General features: G+C 72.9%; 22 protein-coding genes. 7 read left to right on the forward strand and 15 right to left on the reverse strand.

All coding sequences use genetic code 11. From position 1 onward, the window contains the following. Positions 1 to 2 precede the first annotated feature (2 nt). Both AC07FV_RS16395 and AC07FV_RS16400 read left to right on the forward strand, forming a co-directional pair. The gene (locus tag AC07FV_RS16395) at positions 3 to 488 is read left to right on the forward strand and encodes a hypothetical protein (protein WP_479087828.1); all 486 of its coding nucleotides are present in this window, start codon (positions 3 to 5) and stop codon (positions 486 to 488) included. Next, on the forward strand, positions 485 to 1,420 hold the full coding sequence (locus AC07FV_RS16400) for a hypothetical protein (RefSeq protein ID WP_479087830.1): 936 nt from the start codon (positions 485 to 487) through the stop codon (positions 1,418 to 1,420). Before AC07FV_RS16395 ends, AC07FV_RS16400 begins: the two co-directional genes overlap by 4 nt. A 225-nt stretch (positions 1,421 to 1,645) precedes the next feature. On the opposite strand, the gene AC07FV_RS16405 is transcribed toward AC07FV_RS16400, so the two are convergent. Then, on the reverse strand, positions 1,646 to 2,119 hold the full coding sequence (locus AC07FV_RS16405; RefSeq protein ID WP_479087832.1) for a carboxymuconolactone decarboxylase family protein: 474 nt from the start codon (positions 2,117 to 2,119) through the stop codon (positions 1,646 to 1,648). A 165-nt stretch (positions 2,120 to 2,284) separates the two neighbouring features. Between AC07FV_RS16405 and AC07FV_RS16410 the strand changes: the two genes are divergently transcribed. Then, positions 2,285 to 2,755 carry a hypothetical protein gene (locus tag AC07FV_RS16410; RefSeq protein WP_479087833.1) on the forward strand — a complete coding sequence of 157 codons (471 nt, stop codon included), beginning with the start codon at positions 2,285 to 2,287 and terminating at the stop codon, positions 2,753 to 2,755. A 61-nt stretch (positions 2,756 to 2,816) separates the two neighbouring features. Here the strand turns inward: AC07FV_RS16410 and AC07FV_RS16415 are convergent, their stop codons facing one another. Beyond that, positions 2,817 to 3,545, reverse strand: a complete 729-nt coding sequence (locus AC07FV_RS16415; RefSeq protein WP_479087835.1) for an SDR family oxidoreductase — start codon at positions 3,543 to 3,545, stop codon at positions 2,817 to 2,819. Positions 3,546 to 3,642: 97 nt separating this feature from the next. Further along, entirely contained in the window at positions 3,643 to 4,311 is a 669-nt protein-coding gene (locus AC07FV_RS16420) for a nitroreductase (protein WP_479087837.1), read from the reverse strand. A gap of 140 nt (positions 4,312 to 4,451) precedes the next feature. On the opposite strand from AC07FV_RS16420, the gene AC07FV_RS16425 reads away from it, so the two are divergent. Then, positions 4,452 to 5,114, forward strand: coding sequence for an FMN-dependent NADH-azoreductase (locus AC07FV_RS16425; protein WP_479087839.1), 663 nt, complete (start codon positions 4,452 to 4,454; stop codon positions 5,112 to 5,114). 62 nt (positions 5,115 to 5,176) lie between these two features. On the opposite strand, the gene AC07FV_RS16430 is transcribed toward AC07FV_RS16425, so the two are convergent. Beyond that, positions 5,177 to 5,662, reverse strand: a complete 486-nt coding sequence (locus AC07FV_RS16430; protein ID WP_479026536.1) for a MarR family winged helix-turn-helix transcriptional regulator — start codon at positions 5,660 to 5,662, stop codon at positions 5,177 to 5,179. Positions 5,663 to 5,850: 188 nt separating this feature from the next. Between AC07FV_RS16430 and AC07FV_RS16435 the strand changes: the two genes are divergently transcribed. After that, positions 5,851 to 7,842, forward strand: coding sequence for a hypothetical protein (locus AC07FV_RS16435; protein ID WP_479087841.1), 1,992 nt, complete (start codon positions 5,851 to 5,853; stop codon positions 7,840 to 7,842). Positions 7,843 to 7,972: 130 nt separating this feature from the next. Here the strand turns inward: AC07FV_RS16435 and AC07FV_RS16440 are convergent, their stop codons facing one another. From AC07FV_RS16440 to AC07FV_RS16470, 7 genes are all read right to left on the reverse strand, one after another. Then, positions 7,973 to 8,782: a GvpL/GvpF family gas vesicle protein gene (locus AC07FV_RS16440; RefSeq protein WP_479087843.1), complete on the reverse strand. Its 810-nt coding sequence runs from the start codon at positions 8,780 to 8,782 to the stop codon at positions 7,973 to 7,975. Beyond that, positions 8,779 to 9,093, reverse strand: a complete 315-nt coding sequence (locus AC07FV_RS16445) for a gas vesicle protein K (RefSeq protein WP_356611528.1) — start codon at positions 9,091 to 9,093, stop codon at positions 8,779 to 8,781. Before AC07FV_RS16445 ends, AC07FV_RS16440 begins: the two co-directional genes overlap by 4 nt. Before the next feature lie 61 nt (positions 9,094 to 9,154). Beyond that, positions 9,155 to 10,084, reverse strand: coding sequence for a gas vesicle protein (locus AC07FV_RS16450; protein ID WP_479087845.1), 930 nt, complete (start codon positions 10,082 to 10,084; stop codon positions 9,155 to 9,157). Continuing rightward, on the reverse strand, positions 10,077 to 10,544 hold the full coding sequence (locus tag AC07FV_RS16455) for a gas vesicle protein (protein ID WP_479087847.1): 468 nt from the start codon (positions 10,542 to 10,544) through the stop codon (positions 10,077 to 10,079). Before AC07FV_RS16455 ends, AC07FV_RS16450 begins: the two co-directional genes overlap by 8 nt. Positions 10,545 to 10,760: 216 nt before the next feature. Continuing rightward, positions 10,761 to 11,297 (reverse strand): hypothetical protein, encoded by a 537-nt coding sequence (locus AC07FV_RS16460; RefSeq protein WP_479087849.1) that lies wholly within the window; start codon positions 11,295 to 11,297, stop codon positions 10,761 to 10,763. A 136-nt stretch (positions 11,298 to 11,433) separates the two neighbouring features. After that, positions 11,434 to 12,039, reverse strand: coding sequence for a class I SAM-dependent methyltransferase (locus tag AC07FV_RS16465; RefSeq protein WP_479087850.1), 606 nt, complete (start codon positions 12,037 to 12,039; stop codon positions 11,434 to 11,436). Between the two features lie 33 nt (positions 12,040 to 12,072). Further along, positions 12,073 to 12,315 (reverse strand): DUF5133 domain-containing protein, encoded by a 243-nt coding sequence (locus tag AC07FV_RS16470; protein ID WP_479087852.1) that lies wholly within the window; start codon positions 12,313 to 12,315, stop codon positions 12,073 to 12,075. Between the two features lie 262 nt (positions 12,316 to 12,577). Here AC07FV_RS16470 and AC07FV_RS16475 point away from each other — a divergent pair, with 262 nt between their 5' ends. After that, positions 12,578 to 13,423 carry an RNA polymerase sigma factor SigF gene (locus tag AC07FV_RS16475; RefSeq protein WP_479087854.1) on the forward strand — a complete coding sequence of 282 codons (846 nt, stop codon included), beginning with the start codon at positions 12,578 to 12,580 and terminating at the stop codon, positions 13,421 to 13,423. A gap of 168 nt (positions 13,424 to 13,591) precedes the next feature. Beyond that, positions 13,592 to 14,047 carry an ATP-binding protein gene (locus AC07FV_RS16480; protein ID WP_479087856.1) on the forward strand — a complete coding sequence of 152 codons (456 nt, stop codon included), beginning with the start codon at positions 13,592 to 13,594 and terminating at the stop codon, positions 14,045 to 14,047. 42 nt (positions 14,048 to 14,089) lie between these two features. On the opposite strand, the gene AC07FV_RS16485 is transcribed toward AC07FV_RS16480, so the two are convergent. From AC07FV_RS16485 to AC07FV_RS16500, 4 genes are all read right to left on the reverse strand, one after another. Further along, on the reverse strand, positions 14,090 to 15,061 hold the full coding sequence (locus tag AC07FV_RS16485; RefSeq protein WP_479087858.1) for an anti-sigma factor RsbA family regulatory protein: 972 nt from the start codon (positions 15,059 to 15,061) through the stop codon (positions 14,090 to 14,092). Next, the gene (locus tag AC07FV_RS16490; RefSeq protein ID WP_479087860.1) at positions 15,058 to 15,912 is read right to left on the reverse strand and encodes an MEDS domain-containing protein; all 855 of its coding nucleotides are present in this window, start codon (positions 15,910 to 15,912) and stop codon (positions 15,058 to 15,060) included. Before AC07FV_RS16490 ends, AC07FV_RS16485 begins: the two co-directional genes overlap by 4 nt. Positions 15,913 to 16,098: 186 nt before the next feature. Next, entirely contained in the window at positions 16,099 to 16,458 is a 360-nt protein-coding gene (locus tag AC07FV_RS16495; protein ID WP_479087862.1) for an STAS domain-containing protein, read from the reverse strand. Continuing rightward, entirely contained in the window at positions 16,455 to 17,771 is a 1,317-nt protein-coding gene (locus AC07FV_RS16500) for a PP2C family protein-serine/threonine phosphatase (protein WP_479087864.1), read from the reverse strand. Before AC07FV_RS16500 ends, AC07FV_RS16495 begins: the two co-directional genes overlap by 4 nt. Positions 17,772 to 17,962 lie beyond the last annotated feature (191 nt).

A 17,962-nucleotide genomic window follows, 5' to 3' on the forward strand; every position in this document is an offset into this window, starting at 1 on the left:
CGATGTCGTCCGTCGTCGTCGCCCTGCTGGTGCTCGCCGGGCTGTCGGAGGCCCTCGGGCGCGTCACGCCCGTCGCGGTGGGCCGACCCGGTGTGCCCCGCAGGCGGATCGTCCGGCTGTTGCTGGCCGGCGCGGTCGTCGAGGGTGCCGTGTTCGCGCTCTGGCCGCTGACGGCCTGGACCCTGGCCGAACTCCTGCTCTCCTCGCCCCCTCCCGCCGGCGGGCTGGAGTGGACCCCCGGCCTGCTCGTCCCCCTGTCCCTCTCGGCCGTGCTCGCGTTCCCCCTGCTCGGGCCCCTGCTCCACCTCCTGCTCTTCGTCGGGGTGGGCGCCGGTCTGACCGGTCCGCTCTCCGTGGAGACCGGTCTGGGCTGGTGGACCGCCGCCGGCTGCGTGGCCGTGGCCGGAGTGCTCCTCGGGGTCACGGTCGAAGGGGTACGGCGGCTGGTCGTGCGGATCAGCGCCGGCGACGCGGCGGTGACACCATGAACGACTTCGTGCTCTGGGCCGTCGCCCTGGGACCCGCCCTGCTCGCCGAGGGCCTGCTGGCCCGCTACGAGGTACTGGCCTACGGTGCCGGCTGGCGGGCCCCGATCACCGAGCTGCCGGAAGGCGTGCCGTACGCACGCGGCGCGGACCCGGACCGCCCCCCGGACGCCTACCTGGTCTATCTGGACGGGATCGGCAAGCGCCGCGTCCGCGACAGCCGGGACGGCGGTCAGCTGGTCCGGGCCGTGCTCGACGGGGCGCCGGAACTGCGGGTGCTGGGGCAGGTCCAGCCGTACTCGCCGCTCGCCGACCCGCTGGCCGACCGGCCCGTGTGGTCGTGGCTGCGCCGGCGCGTCGGTCTGCTGCTCTTCCTGCACAACGTCATGCAGATCTTCGTGGCCGCCGACCACCGCTACCGGCCGCTGTACAACCGGGCCGTCGGTTCGCAGATCGCCACCCAGCTGCGGCTCGCCGGGTACCGGCCCGGCAGCGGCGTACCCGTGGTCCTGCTGAGCTACAGCGGCGGGGCGCAGGTGGCCACCGGCGCGGTCGACGAACTGCACGAGCGGCTGGGCTGCCCGCTGCTGCTCATCATGTTCGGCGGCTTCCACAACGGCGCCAACGACCTCACCCGCGCCGAGCACGTGCACCGGCTCACCGGTTCGGACGACCGGATCGAGCGGATCGGTACCTGGATGTTCCCGCAGCGCTGGCCGCTCTTCCGCGGCAGCGGCTGGAACCGGGCCGCCCGCGAGGGGAAGATCACCGTGCACCGCTTCGAGCCGGCCACGCACGTCGGGCCGCGGAGCTACATCAGCCGGACGGCTCTGCTGCCGGACGGCCGCAGTCATCTGACCCACACCGCCGACACCGTGGTCGCGCTGATCCGCGCGCACTGCCGCGGCCGTGCGGAGGAACGACCGGGCCGGTGACGGGCTGAGCCCTCGGTGAGGTTCCCACCGAGGGCTCATGCGTGTCCGGGGCCGAGGTCCCCGTGTTCGTCGATCCCGGTGACCGGGGCGTCCCACGCTCCAGGTCCACCTGCTGGGGCGCTCCTGCAAGGGCGGCCGGGGGCCGACATGACGCCACGCCAACGGGTGGAACACACCGTTGGCGTGGCGGGTGGTGTACCGGCGGCGGCCGCCGGGGCCCGGGCGTCAGCCGAACTGACCGGGCTGGTAGTCGCCGGCGGGCTGCTGGTTGATCACGTTGATGCGGTTGTAGGCGTTGATGATGGCGATGAGGGAGACGAGCGCGATGAGCTGCTCCTCGTCGTAGTGCTTGGAGGCGTTCTGCCAGACCTCGTCGGGGACTCCCCCGGCGGCGTCGGCGATCCGGGTGCCCTGCTCGGCCAGCTCCAGCGCCGCGCGCTCCGCCTCGGTGAACACGTTCGCCTCACGCCACGCGGCGACCAGGTTGAGCCGCAGCTGGATCTCTCCGGCGGCCACCGCATCCTTCGTGTGCATGTCGGTGCAGAAGCCGCAACCGTTGATCTGGCTGGCGCGGATCTTCACCAACTCCTGCGTCGCGGTCGGCAGGCCCGACTCCGCAGCGATCCTGCTGGCGGAGTTGATGTGCCTGAGGATCTTGCCCGCGAAGGCGTTGCCGAAGAAGTTGAGACGCGATTCCATGGTTTCTCCTAGCCGAGTAGGGAGTTACACACTGATGACAGTTCTGCAGGGGAATGTGTGACAGGTCTGGAGAACATCGCAGGTCGGAGGCGCGTGGCTGGTGCCCGGACGCGTGGCGGAACCGTGCGTTCCCCGCGTGTGGCGCGAGGGAGGGAACACACCGAGTTGAACGCCCTCGCGGCCTCGCCCGACGAGCCCGCCGAGCACGCGCGGTTCGCCGCCCACCTCCGCGAGCTGGCCCAGGCCGCCGGCGCGCGGGAGCCGGCCGTGGTGGCACGGGTCCTCGGCGATCCGGACCGGACGATGGCACGGTCCGCCGTACTGCGCCACCTGGACCGCCGGGCCGGCGACCTCCTTCCCGAGCCCGGATTCGCGGCGTGGAGCGAGGCGATGACGCGGACGGTCGGGGACGACCCGTACCTCACACGTCGTCTGCTGGAGTGGTCGTTGCTCCGCGCCGTGGTGCGGCAGGGGCCGTGGCGGCCGGACGACCTGCTGGCCGCGTCCGACTGGCTCCAGCTCAGGGCCGCCGCGACCTCCAACGCCGAGGTGCTCCGGCTCCTCGCGGAACGCGGTCGCACCAGGCGGATCCGCCGTACCGCCGGGCTCAACCCCGCGCGATCGGCGGACGGCTGAGCCGCGCGGGCACCGGACACCGTCGCCCGCACGACGGCCCCCGCCATCCCGGGCCGCACGCCTAGGAGAGCCAGTCGGTGTACCGGGTGGGAGCCAGGTGGGCGCCCGTGTCGGTGAGGACGTCGCCCTGGACGGCCGCGAACATGCCGGCGGTCGGATCGGTGACGACCGAACGCGTGTCGCCCCTGCGGGAGAGCGTCAGCCTGCCCAGCTCGTCGAGGGCGAACACCTCGGGTCCGCCGATGTTGCGGATGCCGTTCAGCGGGGCGCCGACGGCGACCTCGGCCACCGCCGCGGCCACGTCCCTCGCGGCGATCGGCTGGATCGGCGTGGCGGGCAGGCGGACGTGGTCGCCGTCTGCCGTCCAGGTCAGGACCGCGTCCATGAACTCCATGAACTGGGTGGCACGCACGATCGAGTACGGGACCCGGCCGCCTCGCAGGAGTTCTTCCTGCAGCACCTTGGCGCGGTAGTAGTCCAGCTCGGGCACCTTGTCGACGCCCACGATGGAGAGAACGACGAAGTGGCCCACCCCGCCGTTGCGTGCCGCGGCCAGCAGGTTGTCCATGGAGTCCCGGAAGAAGGCCGGGGACGCGTCGTCGAAGGTGGGGCTGTTCGTCAGGTTGACGACGACGTCGGCTCCTTCCATCGCCCCCTCAAGACCCTGACCGCTGAGGACGTCGACGCCGGTGGACAGCGAGTGCGGTACCGCCTCGTGTCCGGCCGCGTCCAGCTTCTCGACGACCTGCGAGCCGATCAGCCCGGTACCACCGATCACCGCGATCTTCATGGCGTGCCTCTCCTCTTCTCGGAAAACGTGTGGCTCAGGAACCACTGTGTGGGCGAAGGAGGCAGACGGCGCTTCGAGCGCCGCGAAGGGAGGAGTCTCAGGGCCCGTCCACGAACGTGACCGTCTCCTCCAGCGGGGCCCGGCCCGTTCGGGCGGCGTGCACGGCGCTGTCCTCGTACCCGATGGACATGCCGCAGAAGAGGATCAGATCGCGCGGGGGTGCCACGGTCTCCGCGACGGTCCTGTGGAACTTCGCCCACGCCATCTGTGTGCAACTGTGCAGGCCTTCCGCACGCAGCAGAAGCATCACGTTTTGCAGGAACATGCCAACATCGGACCACTGCGGGCGGCCCAGATCGCGGTCGATGTAGCAGAACAGCGCGGCGGGTGCCCCGAAGCACTCCCAGTTCGCGGACGCCGCCCTCTGGCGCGCCTCCGTGTCCTTGCGCGCGATGCCGAGGGCACCGTACCGCTGCTCCCCGAAGGCCGACCGGCGCTCGCGGTACGGCGACTTCAGCTGGGGCGGGTACTGCTCGTACTCCGGTTCGTCCCAGGGGTCACCGGCGGCGAGACGGGCCCCCGCGCGCTGCTTGAGCGCGGCCAGCGGCCCACCGCTGAGCACGAAGGCGTGCCAGGGCTGGAGGTTCGACCCGGAGGGCGCCCAGGCCGCGGCGGACAGCACACGCCTCAGCACCTCCCGCGGGACGGGCCGGTCGGTGAAGCGGCGTACGGACCGCCGGGTCTCGACCGCCTCGTAGACATCCATGAGGACACATCTCCTTGTCGTTCAAGATCATGGTTGCGATTGCGACAGTATCATTCGCGACTATCTCGTGTATAACTAGTGGCCTGAGCAGCAACAGTCCCGGCTCCCGCCGGGCCCCTACCGCTTTCTGGAGAAGCTCCATGGCCACGCTTCTGCACATCGACTCGTCCGTGTTCCCGACCGAGGCGTCCGCGTCCCGCTCCGTGACGGCCGCGTTCCGCCGCACCTGGGAGGAACAGCACCCGGAGGGCACGGTGATCTACCGCGACCTCGCCACCGACCCCGTCCCGCACATCACCGCCGACGCCTGGTCCGCCGGTTACGCCGACCCCTCCGAGCGCACCGCTCGGCAGGCCGCCGCGTTCGCCGTACGCCTGGAGCTCATCGAGGAACTGGAGCGGGCGGACGCCATCCTGATCGGCGCTCCCATGTACAACTACACCGTCCCGTCCACCCTCAAGGCATGGCTGGACAGCGTGCTCCTGATGGGCCGCACGGCCGGCGAGGCGCCCTCCGCGCAGGGCACGCCGACCGTGGTGGTCGCCAGCCGCGGCGGCTCCTACGCGCCGGGCACCCCGCGCGAGAACTTCGAGTTCGTGCAGAACTACCTGGAAGCCGTGCTCCGGAGCACCCTGGGCCTGGACCTCGACTTCATCGTTCCGGAACTCACCATGGCACCCCGCAACCCGGCCATGTCCGAGCTGACGCCCCTCTTCGAGACCTCCCGGGAGCGCGCCCACGCCGACGCCGTCACCAAGGCCGAGGAACTCACCGAGCGCCTCACCGCGAACAGCGGCGGCTGAACCGGCACACCGAAGCCCGCACCGCCCCGGCCCACCGCCGGGGCGCCCTTCGACCGGGTGCCCTACTCCTCGCCACCGCCCGGGTGGGCGAGGCGGGTCAGCAGACGCGTCAGCTGCTCGGAGCCCTCGGGTCCCAGGTCGGCGACCAGCCGCTCGGCGAGCGGCTCGGCCGCGACGTGGGCCGCGTCGAACAGCTCCAGGCCTTCGGCGGTGATCTCCACGGCCCGCGCCCGACGGTCCCCGGGGACGGCCCTGCGCACGGCGAGGTTCTTTCGTTCCAGGTCGTCGACGACCCGCATCACCCCCGCCTTGTCCGTCCCCGTCTCCGCCGCCAGGTCCCGCTGCATGGTGGGTCCGCGGTCGACCAGCACGATGAGCACCGCGAAGTGCCGCAGTTCCAGGCCGAGCGGGCGCAGCGCCTCCGACATCAGGCCGGCCGCACGCCAGTGCGCCCGCCGCAACAGCAGGCCGAGCGCGAAGGGCGAGGTGTCTCCGGGGCGGTCGCTCGCGCGCGGCGCGGCGTCCCGGGAGGAAGCGTGGGCGGCCATGACGGCATGCTACAGCGGCCGCCTCACCCGATACCGTCTCACCTGAAACGGGTATTCCGCCTGCGGGCCGAGGGCCGGAGCGGCCACGCGTCAACCGACGGAGCACCGGACGTCATGTGACCATCACGCGATTCACTCGTTTGAGAGACAGGTAGCAGCAGATCCCCGGTCGCGAAGGGCGCCTGTCCATGTCACTCGGTCGGTTCCGCAGCCCGGTCGTCACGTCCCGCACCCGCGTCGAGCGGTCGGAAGCCGTGCTGGTCGAGCAGTACGGCTCCCTCGTACGCCTCGCCTACCTGGTACTGCCGGCGTCGGCCGGACGGCACAGGCGCATCCTGACGGCCCACTCCGTGGTCCAGCGGGCGCTCCCCGGGGCGGGTGGGACGACACCGCGCACTCCGCGGGTGCCCGCACCGCGCCGCGGTCCCGCGTCGTCGGCGCCGGAGACGGCCGACCTGCGCAACGAGCTGCGCACGGTGGTCCTGCGGGCCGCGCTCGGCCGCGGCCGGTGGCAGCGCCGGCATCCGGCCTCCCCGGGTCTGCTCCCCGCGCTGCCGATCGTGATCGGACTGCGGCTGCTGCCCCGGTCGGGCAGCTCCGAGGACATGACGGTGGCCCGGTTGCTGGCGAGCGAGCAACCGGCCACCCGGGGCGCCTACGTCCTGCGCCACATGGACCGGCTTCCGGAACCGGACGTGCTCGAGGTACTGCGGGCGGCCGGGGCCGAGGACCCGGAGGGAGCCGTGCGCAAGGCGGACCGGTTACGGCTCGACGTCGGCGGCCCGATGGACGTCGACTCCGTCTCCCCGGGCCCCAGCGAACTGGACGCCTGCACGGTGTGGGCCCAGCCGACGGACCTGCTGCGCCGCAGGCGGCGTATCCGGGTGGCCGGTGCCGCGCTGCTCGCCGGCGCCATCACGGCGACCGCCCTCGTCGTCCTCCGCGACACACCGCGCACCACCTCCGAGCAGCCGGCCTCGGCGCCTGCCCCGCACCTGCTGCGCCGGACGGCTCCCGGGACGTGGGCGGACACCTCCCGCGTCGACTTCACCGCCTGGCCGGCCCGGGGCGACCGCACCCGCGACGACGAGCTGCTCGGCCGCGCCCTGAAGACCTGGCGGCGTCCGGCGCGCACGGCGGCGGACGTCGCCCTCGCACCCGGCACACCGACCGACCCCCCACCCCGCTCCCCCCAACTCCTGTACGCGGGCGAGGTGGACGGGCAGGCCGTCGTCCTCCTGCACGACGGCCTGCGGCTGGCAAGGTACTCCGAGGCGGTCGGCGCCGGTGACCGCGCCCCCGCCCTGTCCGTGGCCCGCGCCGACGAAGCGGACGTGACCACCGCCGCCGCGGTCACCCTGACGACGGACGGCGCGACCGCCCGCTACCTGCTGGCCCCCTGGATCGCCGAGGCGGGCCGCCGCGACCTGCTGCGTCCCGACCGGGCGGCGGTTCCGCTCGACGTCTCCGCGACCGGCGTGACGGAGCCCGTGCCGGTCACCCCCGCCGGCGCCGGCTGCGAGCGGCGCCCCGTCCTGCAACTGCGGTCCTCCTCCCGCATCGTGGAGGACCACGCCTTCCTCGTCGCCGACCTCGGCGGCCTCTCCCCCACCCACCTCACCTACACCCCGCTCCCCGGCGGCGGCACTCCACCGGCCCGCGGGCCCAGGGAGGCGACCGGCACGGCCGCCCTGACCGCGTGGAGCCGGCTGGCCTGCGACCTCGGCGGCCGCCCCGACGCCCCGGTCCGCGCGGTCAACCTCTGGGACTTCGCCGAGCAGCGCCTCCCCCGCGGAGCCGGACGCGCCCTGTGGTCGTGCTCCCGTGCGGTCACCTGGCGCGGGGACGGCGACGTCTCGGTGCACCTGCGCACCGAGGGGCCGACGGCCGCCCGACCGGTGGCGCGGGAGGACGACACGGCCGCGTGCAGCAGGTTCGGCCGGCACGTCGTGGCCGGAACGCGCTGGCGCTCGCCGGAGGGCGACTGGTACGTCCTGGCGGCGGGCAGCCGCGCGGTGACGAGCCTCGACGTCACCGGCGACGTGAGGGCCGAGGCCGACGGACCGAGCCTGGCCCGACGGGCCGCGCACGACACGGAGTTCGAGGTGACCGGCCGGCTGAGGACCGGGGAGACCCTCCCCGGCCTCCCGGCGGCCCGGCCCGACACGAACGCGCCGTGACGGAGCCCGTCCCCCACCGCGACACAGGCCGAGGCGGAACTCAACCGGTGCGGTGGCCACCGCCCGCACGGCTCCTGACGCCGTGCCGGTCACCCGGACCGGCCGACCGGGCCGGGCGTCCCCACCCGTTTCAGCCCGCCGCGGGTTCCACCGCCGCCTGGGGTCGCGTCTCGGCGAAGGAGTACGGGGGCCAGGGGCCGAGGAAGCGGATGCGGAGCGCGGGTTGCCCGGCCTGCGCGTCACTCAGGACGGCGCCGACCGAGTCGATGTCCTCGCGCCGGACGAGCAGCGCCGCGGACAGGACGCCGGTCTCCGCGGGGTCGCGGTGGGTCGCACCGCGGTCGCGCAGGTCCTCGACCACAGCCAGCAGGCGACGCCGGAGTCCGGCGTGCAACGTGTCCGCGACCTGCCCGGCCGCGTTCTTCTCGCGCTGCTCCCGCTGCTTGGCGAGAAGTCGGCGCATGCCCGGCGACCGGGTTCCCGTCTCGGTCTCCTCCGGGCCGGTGGCGCTACCGTCGGCGGCCGCGGCCGCCCGGTCGAGGGTGACCTCCACGCGCAGTTCGCACCGCCCGGACAGCGCTTCCAACTGCCCGGTGACGTCCGCCTCCTGATCCCGGACCCAGTCGCCGAGCCGCTGCTCGGCAGTGCGTCCGGAGGCGGTGTCGGCCGCGACCAGGACGTTGAAGGTCATCGGCAGCACACTGCCGACCCGTTCCCAGACCGTGGTGACCGCCTCGCTCTGTTCGGCGACCCAGCGCCGCACCTGGTCGTCGCCGCCCTGGAAGGGGGCCGGCGCGGCCTCGTGCACCAGCGCGGCGACGCCGGTGCCCGGCACGGCCACCACACGCAGGGGACGTCCGTCGAGACCGGTGACCCCCTCGGCGGCGTCCGGCCGGTCGGGCAGCAGCGCGTACACGTACAGCGCGGTGTTCTCCGTCATCGGCCGGCCTCCTCCGCCCAGCGCTGCGGGTTGATCAGCTTGTCCACGACGTCGTCGACCACCTCGTCCAGCCCGCGGTGCAGGTCGGCGACCGAGCCGACGATGCCGTGGTCCTCCTTGATCTGCTCCATCGCCTCGTCCAGTTCCAGCAGGGCGTCGGCGAGGCGTTCGGCCTCCTCCGGGGCGAGGTCGCCGCCGTCGATGCGCCGCATGGCCTGGCGGTCCAGTGCCTCCTGGATCACCTCGACCAGCGTCACGACGAGGGACAGCACCCCGTGCTTGAGGCTCTTCTCGTCGACGGTCAACGGCATGTCGTCTTCCCTTCTCTTTCCTGCACGGTCCTGCTCCCGGTTGCGGTGCTCCCGGTACCGCTCACGCGAGGGCCGGCTCGGGGGCCGCGGACGTCAGCCACCGGAGCCAGCGCTCCGGGTCGTCGGCGGAGAGCCGGATCTCCTCGCCCGCCGTGGTGCGCAGCACGAGGACGCTCCCCTCGCCGCCGGGCCCGTACCCGGCCGCACGCGCGACCCCGGCCACGTCCGTGGTGTCCAGCACCAGTGCGGGCCGTCCGTCCACGGGCGACTTCCAGGTGAGCCGGCCGGCCGTGAGCCGGGCTCGTCCGCCCCGCCACAACGGGCCGGACCTGCGCGGTTCCTCGTACCACAGGTGTCCCTCGGCGATCGGCGGCTCCTCCTCCCCGGCGGACCCGGTCGGCAGGACCGGCGCGAGGCGCCCGGCGAGGGACTCGACGAGCAGGTCGTGCAGTGCCTCCGGTTCCCTCGCGGAGAGCAGGTCCCGCCGGCCGCCGGCCGAACGGACCTCGAGGCGCAGGCGTTCCTCGCCGCCGACCGTCTCCTCCGGCTTCAGCCGGACGTCGGCCACGGCGCCGAGTTCGGTCTGCCAGAGCACCTCCCTGGGCTCCTCGCGCAGCACGACGAGACGCTGGTCGGTGAGGTACACGGTGCCGGGCCGCCAGCCCTGGTAGACGCCCTCGGTCAGCAGGTGGCCGCCGCTCATCCGGCGGACGATGCCCTCCCCCTCGCGCAGGTCGAGGGCTCGGCGGACGGCGGAGCGCTCGGCCCAGGCGCGGGTGGCCTCGTCCCAGTTGCGCATCATGCCGTACTCCAGCATCGTCTCCATCCCGGCGATGGCCGCCCGCACCGAGACGCCGATCAGCGGGATGTCCGCGACCGCGACGATGAGGTCGAGGTGGAGGACCGCGCCCTTGTTGAGCAGCACCTCGACGAGGTCGTCCAGGGTCACCCTCGGTTCGCGGGTGGGCCGCATCGGGGTCGGGTCAGTCACGCCGCTCGGCCTCTCGTCCGCTCGCGGCCTCCTCGTCGGCCGCGCCGTCCGCCACGGCTGCCCGGCCGTCCGTGTCCTGGCGGCCCGTCAGCTCGGCCTGCCCTCCGCCGTCCCGCAACTGCGCCTGCGCACTGCGCCAGCCGCACCAGGGACACCACTGGTTCAGCAACTGGTCGACGGGGGCGCGCTTGCCGCACGCCGGGCAGGTCTCCTTCTCCTCCCGGGTCTCGCGCCACGCGGCGGTCTCCGTGTCCGTGCCGGAAGGGAACTCCAGTCCGTAGCGGGCGGCCGTCTCGAAGGAGGCGAGGGCCGCACGCAGCCGGATGCCCAGCAACTCGACCCCGGCGACCGAGACCATGATGTCGGCGTTCAGCACCAGGCCCTTGTCCAACAGGGTCTCCACCACGTGCGCGAGGCTTCCCTCGCCGTCCCGCCGGGGCTGCATGGGGGCCGCGCTCACCGCCGGCACCGTGCGGGCCGACGGCTCGCGTCCAGGGGCGACCGCGGGAAACCCGCCCTCACTCGGAGTGGTCCTTCCGGGAAAGCTGCTCATTCCAGCCGCCTTACCGGTCTTCCGGCATTCATACACCGTGGCGTGTCGCATCGGATGAGCTCAGCGTCACAGGGGGGACGCGCGGAAGGGGTGGGCCGTGATCCCCGGCAGCCGGCGCACGCGCTACTCGATCAGCGCGTCCGCCGCGATGACCAGGAGCCCGATCAGCATGTCCATGAAGCCCGCCCGGAAGGAGGACGGCCAGCCCAGCCCGGCGGTGCGGGCCGCCGAGACCCCGAGCACGAACAGGGCGACGGTGTTGAACAGCAGGGCCCCCTCGACCGCCGTCTCCTCCGTCCACCACTCGGCGACCGCTCCGAGCAGGAGGCACACGGTGGGCAGTACGGCGGCCGTCAGCGGCCACTCGGCCAGCACCGCCCGCGCCCTGCCCGGCTTGGCCGACCCCTCACCCGACGCACGCCGGGCGATGACGTGCGCGTACCCGTGGGCGGCGCCGGACGCCAGAGCGGTGAGCAGGACCCACAACGCGTCCTGCCCGGGATCGGCCTCCTCGCCCGGGACGTCCAGCGCGGCCACCATGGCACTCGCCAGCACCAGACCGTAGATGCCCCTGAACAGCCAGCGTTCGGCGAGCCCCGGACGGAGGGCACCCTTCGGTGGGGCGGGCTCGGGGCGGACGTCACGGGCGCGGTCGGGCATCGCATCGCCTCGGTGCGGAGGGGGACTGGGCCCCCATGCTCACCCGCTGGTCGCCGCCCGGGACGACGCCACGCTGACCGGGGCGCTCACCGACCCGCACGAGTGGGCCGCCCGGGACGGATCGGCCCCCCGGGCGTCAGCGGCGATGGACGCTGACCGCGTAGCCGCCCCCCTCGTAGGGGTCGGCGTCCCAGGTGGCGAAGCGGTCGGTGAGGGAGAGGCCGGCCTCGGCGCAGTACGCGTCGTACTGCGCCAGGGTGAGGCCGGGCGGCACCGGGAGGTGCTCCCGGTCCAGGCCGAAGCCGGCGACGAGGAGGCCGCCGGGGCGCAGGGCCCGGGCCAGTACGCCGGCCACGGCGGCCTCGGTGCCGGGGGCGAGCAGCGGGAAGACGTTGCCCGCCGCGACCACGAGGTCGAAGCCGGGGGTGAGTCCCGCGGCGGCCGGGTCGAAGTCCGACAGGTCGGCCTGGACCCAGGTCAGCCGCGGGGCGGTGCGACGGGCCACGGTGAGCATGGAGGCGTCCTGGTCCACGCCCGCGCCGTCGTACCCGAGTTCGGCGAGCTGGACCAGGACCCGGCCGGTGCCGCAGCCGGCGTCCAGGACGCGCGATCCGGGAGGCACCAGCGTGGCGCACAGGCGCGCCTCGCCGTGCACGTCCTGACCTCGTTCGGCGAGTTCCGCGAAGCGCGCGGCGTACTGCTCTCCGGACCCGCCGCCGGTCAGCTGCTCCCATCGGTTCATGACGGGAAGCCTATGCCCACCCCCGGCCGTGACCTACGCGGCGAGTGCCTCCTCCTCACGGGAGACGCTCGTACGGTCGGTGTACTGCTCCAGCAGCGCATCGGCCGTGCGCAGGGCGTCCTCGGCCGTGCGGGCTCCGGTCATCACGCACAGCGTGTAGGTGGTGTCCTCGAGCGTCCTGCTGGTCAGGCCGGTGGGGCACACGTCGTGTTCGATGCGCGCCTGAGCGAACCGAGCCAGGACCGAGCGCAGTTCCTTCTCCGCCGGAATGATCATTGTGGTGCGTCTCCCCTCACAAACCCCGCCGGTAACGGCCTCATGGCACCTGACGGCCTCGATCGGGGACCGGTGCGCGTCAGGCAGAACACCGAATGCCCCACGCCGAGAGGTCTACACCCCCCGTGACCGCGCACCTGGCGGCGCCGTCGGAGCGGCGTATGGAAAAATTATTCGTACGGCGTTGCATACACCCCCGACCCGGGGGTATTGGCCGGGTCGCTGCTGACGAGCAGACAGCTGGAACAGAGAGGGCCCCATCATGGCGACAATGACCGCACGGATCACCGAGCACACCACCACGGGCATGCCGGAGGTGGCGGACCCGTCCAAGGTGGCACCGAAGGACGCGCGGGAGTTGTCGAAGCTCTTCTTCCAGCAGCTGACGGCCCTCGAGGAGGGCACACCGGAATACCAGTACGCGCGCAACACCCTCATCGAGATGAACATGTCCCTCGTCCGCTTCGCCGCCGGCCGGTTCCGCAGCCGCGGACCGGAGGAGATGGAGGACATCGTCCAGGTCGGCATGATCGGCCTGATCAAGGCCATCGACCGCTTCGAGCTGACCCGCGAGGTCGAGTTCACCTCCTTCGCGGTGCCCTACATCGTCGGTGAGATCAAGCGCTTCTTCCGCGACACCTCCTGGGCCGTGCACGTGCCCCGCCGCCTCCAGGAGGCCCGCGTCCAGCTGGCCCGGGCCACCGAGGAGCTGCGCAGCCGCCTGGGCCGCAACCCCACCACCAGGGAACTCTCCGAGCTGATGAGCCTGCCGGAGGACGAGGTCGTCGAGGCCCGCCTGGCGGCCAACGGCTACAACTCCGCCTCCCTGGACGCGGCCATCAGCGGCAGCGAGGACGGCGAGTCCGCCCTCGCCGACTTCATCGGCGCCGAGGACACCGCCCTCGCCCTCGTCGAGGACTTCCACGCGCTCGCACCGATGATCGCCGAGCTGGACGAGCGCGACCGCCAGATCATCCACTGGCGCTTCGTGGAGGAGCTCACCCAGAAGGACATCGGCGAGCGCCTCGGCGTCTCCCAGATGCACGTCTCCCGCCTGATCTCCCGCCTGCTGGCCCGCCTGCGCGAAGGCATGCTGGACGTGGCCTGAGCCCGGGGCCCTTGACCGCGGGCCACCGGGACAGCGGGCGCCGCTCCCTCGCCGGGCGAAAGGCAGTGACCGGCGGAAAGCGGAACTATCGTAGGGACGGCGAATGTTCCGGCGAAGCGGGAGACGTCGGCGCGCAGCGCATCACGCGGGGGTAACGTGGCGATTGACATGGGTGGAGCCGGGCAGAACGGTCCGTCGATACGACGGGGGCCGGACGGCGCGCAGGCGGGTCCGCAGGGGCTCTCGACGACGTTCCGGCGGGAGACCCTGCGGATCGCCGAGGCCCGTCGGGTCGCGGTCGAGTACGTCACCGCCTCCCAGCGGGGCGGCGAGCAGCCCGTGTCCGAGAGGGCGACCGACGCCGTCCAGCTGGTGGTGAGCGAGCTGATCACCAACGCGGTGAAGTACGGGCGCGGGCTCATCGAACTGACACTGTCCCGCACCGGCGACACGCTGACCGTCACCGTGCGGGACGGCGGCACCACGCTGCCGGTCACGAGGTCGGCCGATCCCGGCCGGGTGGGACAGCACGGTCTGGAGATCGTGGCCGCCCTGAGCCAGTCCCTCGAGATCCTGCCCGAGGCGGCCGGCAAGCGGGTCACCGCGCTGATCGCGCTCCGCTAGACCGGCGGTGTCCGTCCCGTCCACCGGACGGCACCGGGCCGCTCAGCCGAGGCTGACGTGGAGGCGTACGGTCGTGCTGTTGTGACCCGTGTGCACCTCGAGCAGGTCGCACAACTGGCGGACCACCCACATGCCGTGTCCGCGTTGCCGCTGCGGGTCGGGGGGCAGATAGCCCACGAACCAGCCGGAGTCGTTGTCGCCCGTGCTGGTGACGTCGCACACCACGCGCCGGCCCGAGCGCCGCATCACCAGCTCCCCGGCGCCTCCGCCGTGCTGGACCGCGTTGGTGGCCACCTCGTTGACCGCGAAGACCAGACGCCCGGTCCCGTCCTCGGACAGGCCCATCCGGACGGCGGACGCGGCGACTTCGGCCCGCACGGCCGACAGGTCGGTTCCGAAGCGCATGACGAGGTCTCCGTCCTTCGTGCCCAAGGGCTGGAGCGGCCGTCGCCAGCCGCCCTCGGCCGTCGGATCCACGTACCGGTCGCTGGGCTGGACGGTCGCCGCCGCCTCTATCACCGGATGGGTCCGGCGGGCGCCTGCCACCACGTCCTCCGGCAGGACACGGGTGTCGTACGGGCAGACGATCCAGGCCGGGCAGTCGGCGAAGGCCACGTTGACGGCGGCCTCGTAGCGGGTCCACTCGGCCGTCTCCAGCGCGTCCCTGGAGGTCCAGACGGGCTCACCGATGACGCGCACCCGGCGGTGCCCCCCGGTGCCGGTGAGCCGGTCGACGTACCGGTAGTAGTCGCCCAGCGTGCGACCGGGCGTGCGGTACCACTCCTCGGCGTCCCCGAAGTCGATGTGGGCACGGGCCCCGTCGAGGGCCTGTCGCAGCAGGTCCGTGTTGCCCGGGGTGGTCACCGCCAGTACGGCGTCACCCTGATCCAGGCCGTCCAGGCAGAACGGCACCGTCGCGGCGAGGAACTCGTCGTCGCTGCCGTAGATCAACGCCTGGTGGGCGAGGTTGCCGCCGTGCGCGGGCAGCGGGTCCAGGGTGAGCGTCTCGGTCACGCGGTGGCCCTCCGCGGGGTGACGACCAGGGCCGGCGTCTCGTCGAACCCGACCATGGTGATCACCTGGCAGAGCAGAGGCGCCAGTTCCACCACGTGGAGTCGCCGGCCCGGCTCCAGCCCGGCCGCGCGCCGGGACAGGGCGCGGACCCCGGCGAGGTCGATGAACTCCAGGTCCGTCATGTCCACCCGGAGGTCGCCCGGCCAGGACACCGCCGTGTCCAGCGCCGCGGCGAGGGCGTGCGTGGTGCGGTGATCGACGCTGCCGGCCACGCGCAGGGCGCGACGCCCATCGTGGAAGGACGGGAGCAGGCGGAGCGTGCCGTCGTCGTGGAGCGGCTGGGCCTCCACGGCTCCGGGGTGGCACCGGTCGAATCCGTCCAGCTGCGCGCTGGTGAAGCGGCGGGCGTCGTACTGGCAGATGGCGGAGGCCTTCTGCCCGGCGAAGACCGAGTTGACCTTGGTCTCGTACTCGCCGAGCCGGTCGGCGCCGGGAACGGCACGCAGGGCCCAGCCCATCTCACCGCTCACCCGGAACCCGGTGTAGCCGCCGGTCAGCGAGTCCCTGACCTCGCGCTCCAGGACGGTCACCATGTCGTCGGCGTCGAAGGAGCCGGACGCCAGGTAGGTCTCGTCGGCCGTGGTCACCACGAGCTGACCCGTCTCCAGCGCGGGACCGGGGTCGATACCCGCCCCGGTCAGCCAGCCGATGACGTCCGCCGGGGCGCACTGGTCGGCGAAGTACATGACCCGCTCACCGCGCTCTATGCCGGCGGACAGGTAGGCCGTGACCACCCGGCGCTGCTCGTCGTCATCGGCGAACGCCAGGCACAGGTGATCACCGTGATCCATGTCACGGACCCGGCGTTCCGTACGCTCGTGTGTGAGCACTGCGGTCCCCAACCCCTCCCCCACCGCTCCGACCGGCCAAGGCCCCACGTCTCGTGCGGCTGGACGCGTGTACCCGCCAGTCTAGTCCGTCCAGGGCCCGCCGACACCGTCGCCGCCGAAGAAGCGGGAGGGCCGGATCGGGCCCGCTCACCCTCCCAGGGAGGCGATGGCGGCCTCGGTGGTCGGGTGGAAGGTGAAGACCTGGTCGAGTCCGACGACGGTGAAGACCCGCATCTGGTCCGGATTGACCCCGGCCAGGCTGAGCGGGGAGCCGGTCGCCTGCGCTCTCTGGTAGGCGCTGATGAGCACGGTGATGCCGGTGGAGTCGCAGTAGGTCAGTTCGGACAGGTCGATGACCACGCCGCTGTCGTCGAAGGGGGCGTCGTTGACCGCCTGGGTCAGGAGCTGGGCGGTGTGGTGGTCCAACTCGCCCGACACCTCCAGGACGAAGGTTCCCGACGGGGTCGCGTGCGGGGTGACGGTCAACAGGTGTTCGGAGTCGGTCACCGGTTCTCCTGGGGACGGGGTTCGATGGGGGCGGGTACGGACAGCGCGAGGACGGCGGTGTCGTCACTGACTCCCTCGCCCAGACGCTCCAGCAGCGCTTCGACCGACTGGAGCAGTTCGTCGGCCGTGCGCGGCGCCGTCTCGCTCAGGTGACGGGTCAGACCGTCCTCGTCGAGCATGGTGCCGTCCGGGGTGCGCGCTTCGGTGAGACCGTCCGTGTAGAGCAGGAGGCATTCACCCGGGAGGAGCCGTGTGGTGTTCTGCACGAACTGCGGGTCGGGCAGCATGCCGACGAGTTGGCCTCCGGCCGTGGAGATCGCCTGCACGGTTCCGTCCGCGCGCACCGCGAGGGTGGAGGGATGCCCGCCGCCGGCCAGCGTGATGGCGTGGGAGCCGTCCGGCAGGGGTTGCAGGACGCCGAAGACCGCGGTGCAGTAACGCGGGTCACTGCCCTGGTACTCCCCCTTGAGGACGGCGTCCAGGTTGGCCAGCGCGGTGCACGGGTCCGGGTCGTAGATGGCGGCGGCGCGCAGGGTGTAGCGGGTCAGCGAGGTCAGCGCGGCGGCGTCCGCCCCCTTGCCGCACACGTCGCCCAGGAAGAACGCCCACCGGCCGTCGTCCAGGGGGAAGAGATCGTAGAAGTCTCCGCCCACTTCGTCCGGTGAGGCCGTGTGGTACGCCGCGGCCACCTGGAGGCCGGGGACGTCGGGGAGGGCGGGCGGCAGCAGCGTGCGCTGGAGGGCCCGGGCGAGGCGCTCCGCCTCGGCGCGCCGCTCGCGTTCGGCCGCGACCGTGCGCATGGCCGAGAGCCGCAGCTCCAGCTCGTCCATGACGAGCGCGGCCAGGTCCTGGAGGGCCTCGAGCTGGTCGTCGGTGGGTTTGCGGGGCCGGGTGTCCAGGACGTCCACGGTGCCCAGGCGCTGTCCGTCGGCCGTGGTGATGGGTGCGGCGGCGTAGAAGCGGACGCCGAGGTCGCCGCGGACCAGGGGGTGGGCGAACGCGCGGCTGTCGGTGTCGGTGTCGGTCACCACGTAGGGCTCGCCGTGGAGGATGGCCGAGGCGCTCATGCCGGGCGCGCGGTCGGTCTCGGTGACGCCGCCGACCCCGTGGGCGGCCTTGAACCACACGCGGTCGGTGTCGACGATCGCCACGGTGGCCATGGGCGCGTCGAAGAGGCGTGCCGCCAGGGAGGCGATGCGGTCGAAGGCACCGTCGGGCGGTGTGTCCAGTACCTGGTAGCGGCGGACGGCTGCCAGCCGCGCCTCCTCGGCGACCGGTAGCGCCGGACCGGCCTGCACGGGGCTCGCCGTCATCGTCTCCCCTGCTCCTCGTGTCCGGCCGCTGATGACCGTCCGGGCGGTGGGTACCCGGTCGGCTGGCTTATCCTACGAAGTCGTCGCACGTGGTGGGCAGGCCCCCGGGCTTTTCCGCGTACGCGGCGACCGCAGTGGCGATGCAGGTGCCTTCCCCCGGTGCTGTCCTCGGGCGGTGGTGGGCGGACGGC

The organism is Streptomyces sp. NPDC045956, assembly GCF_056430705.1.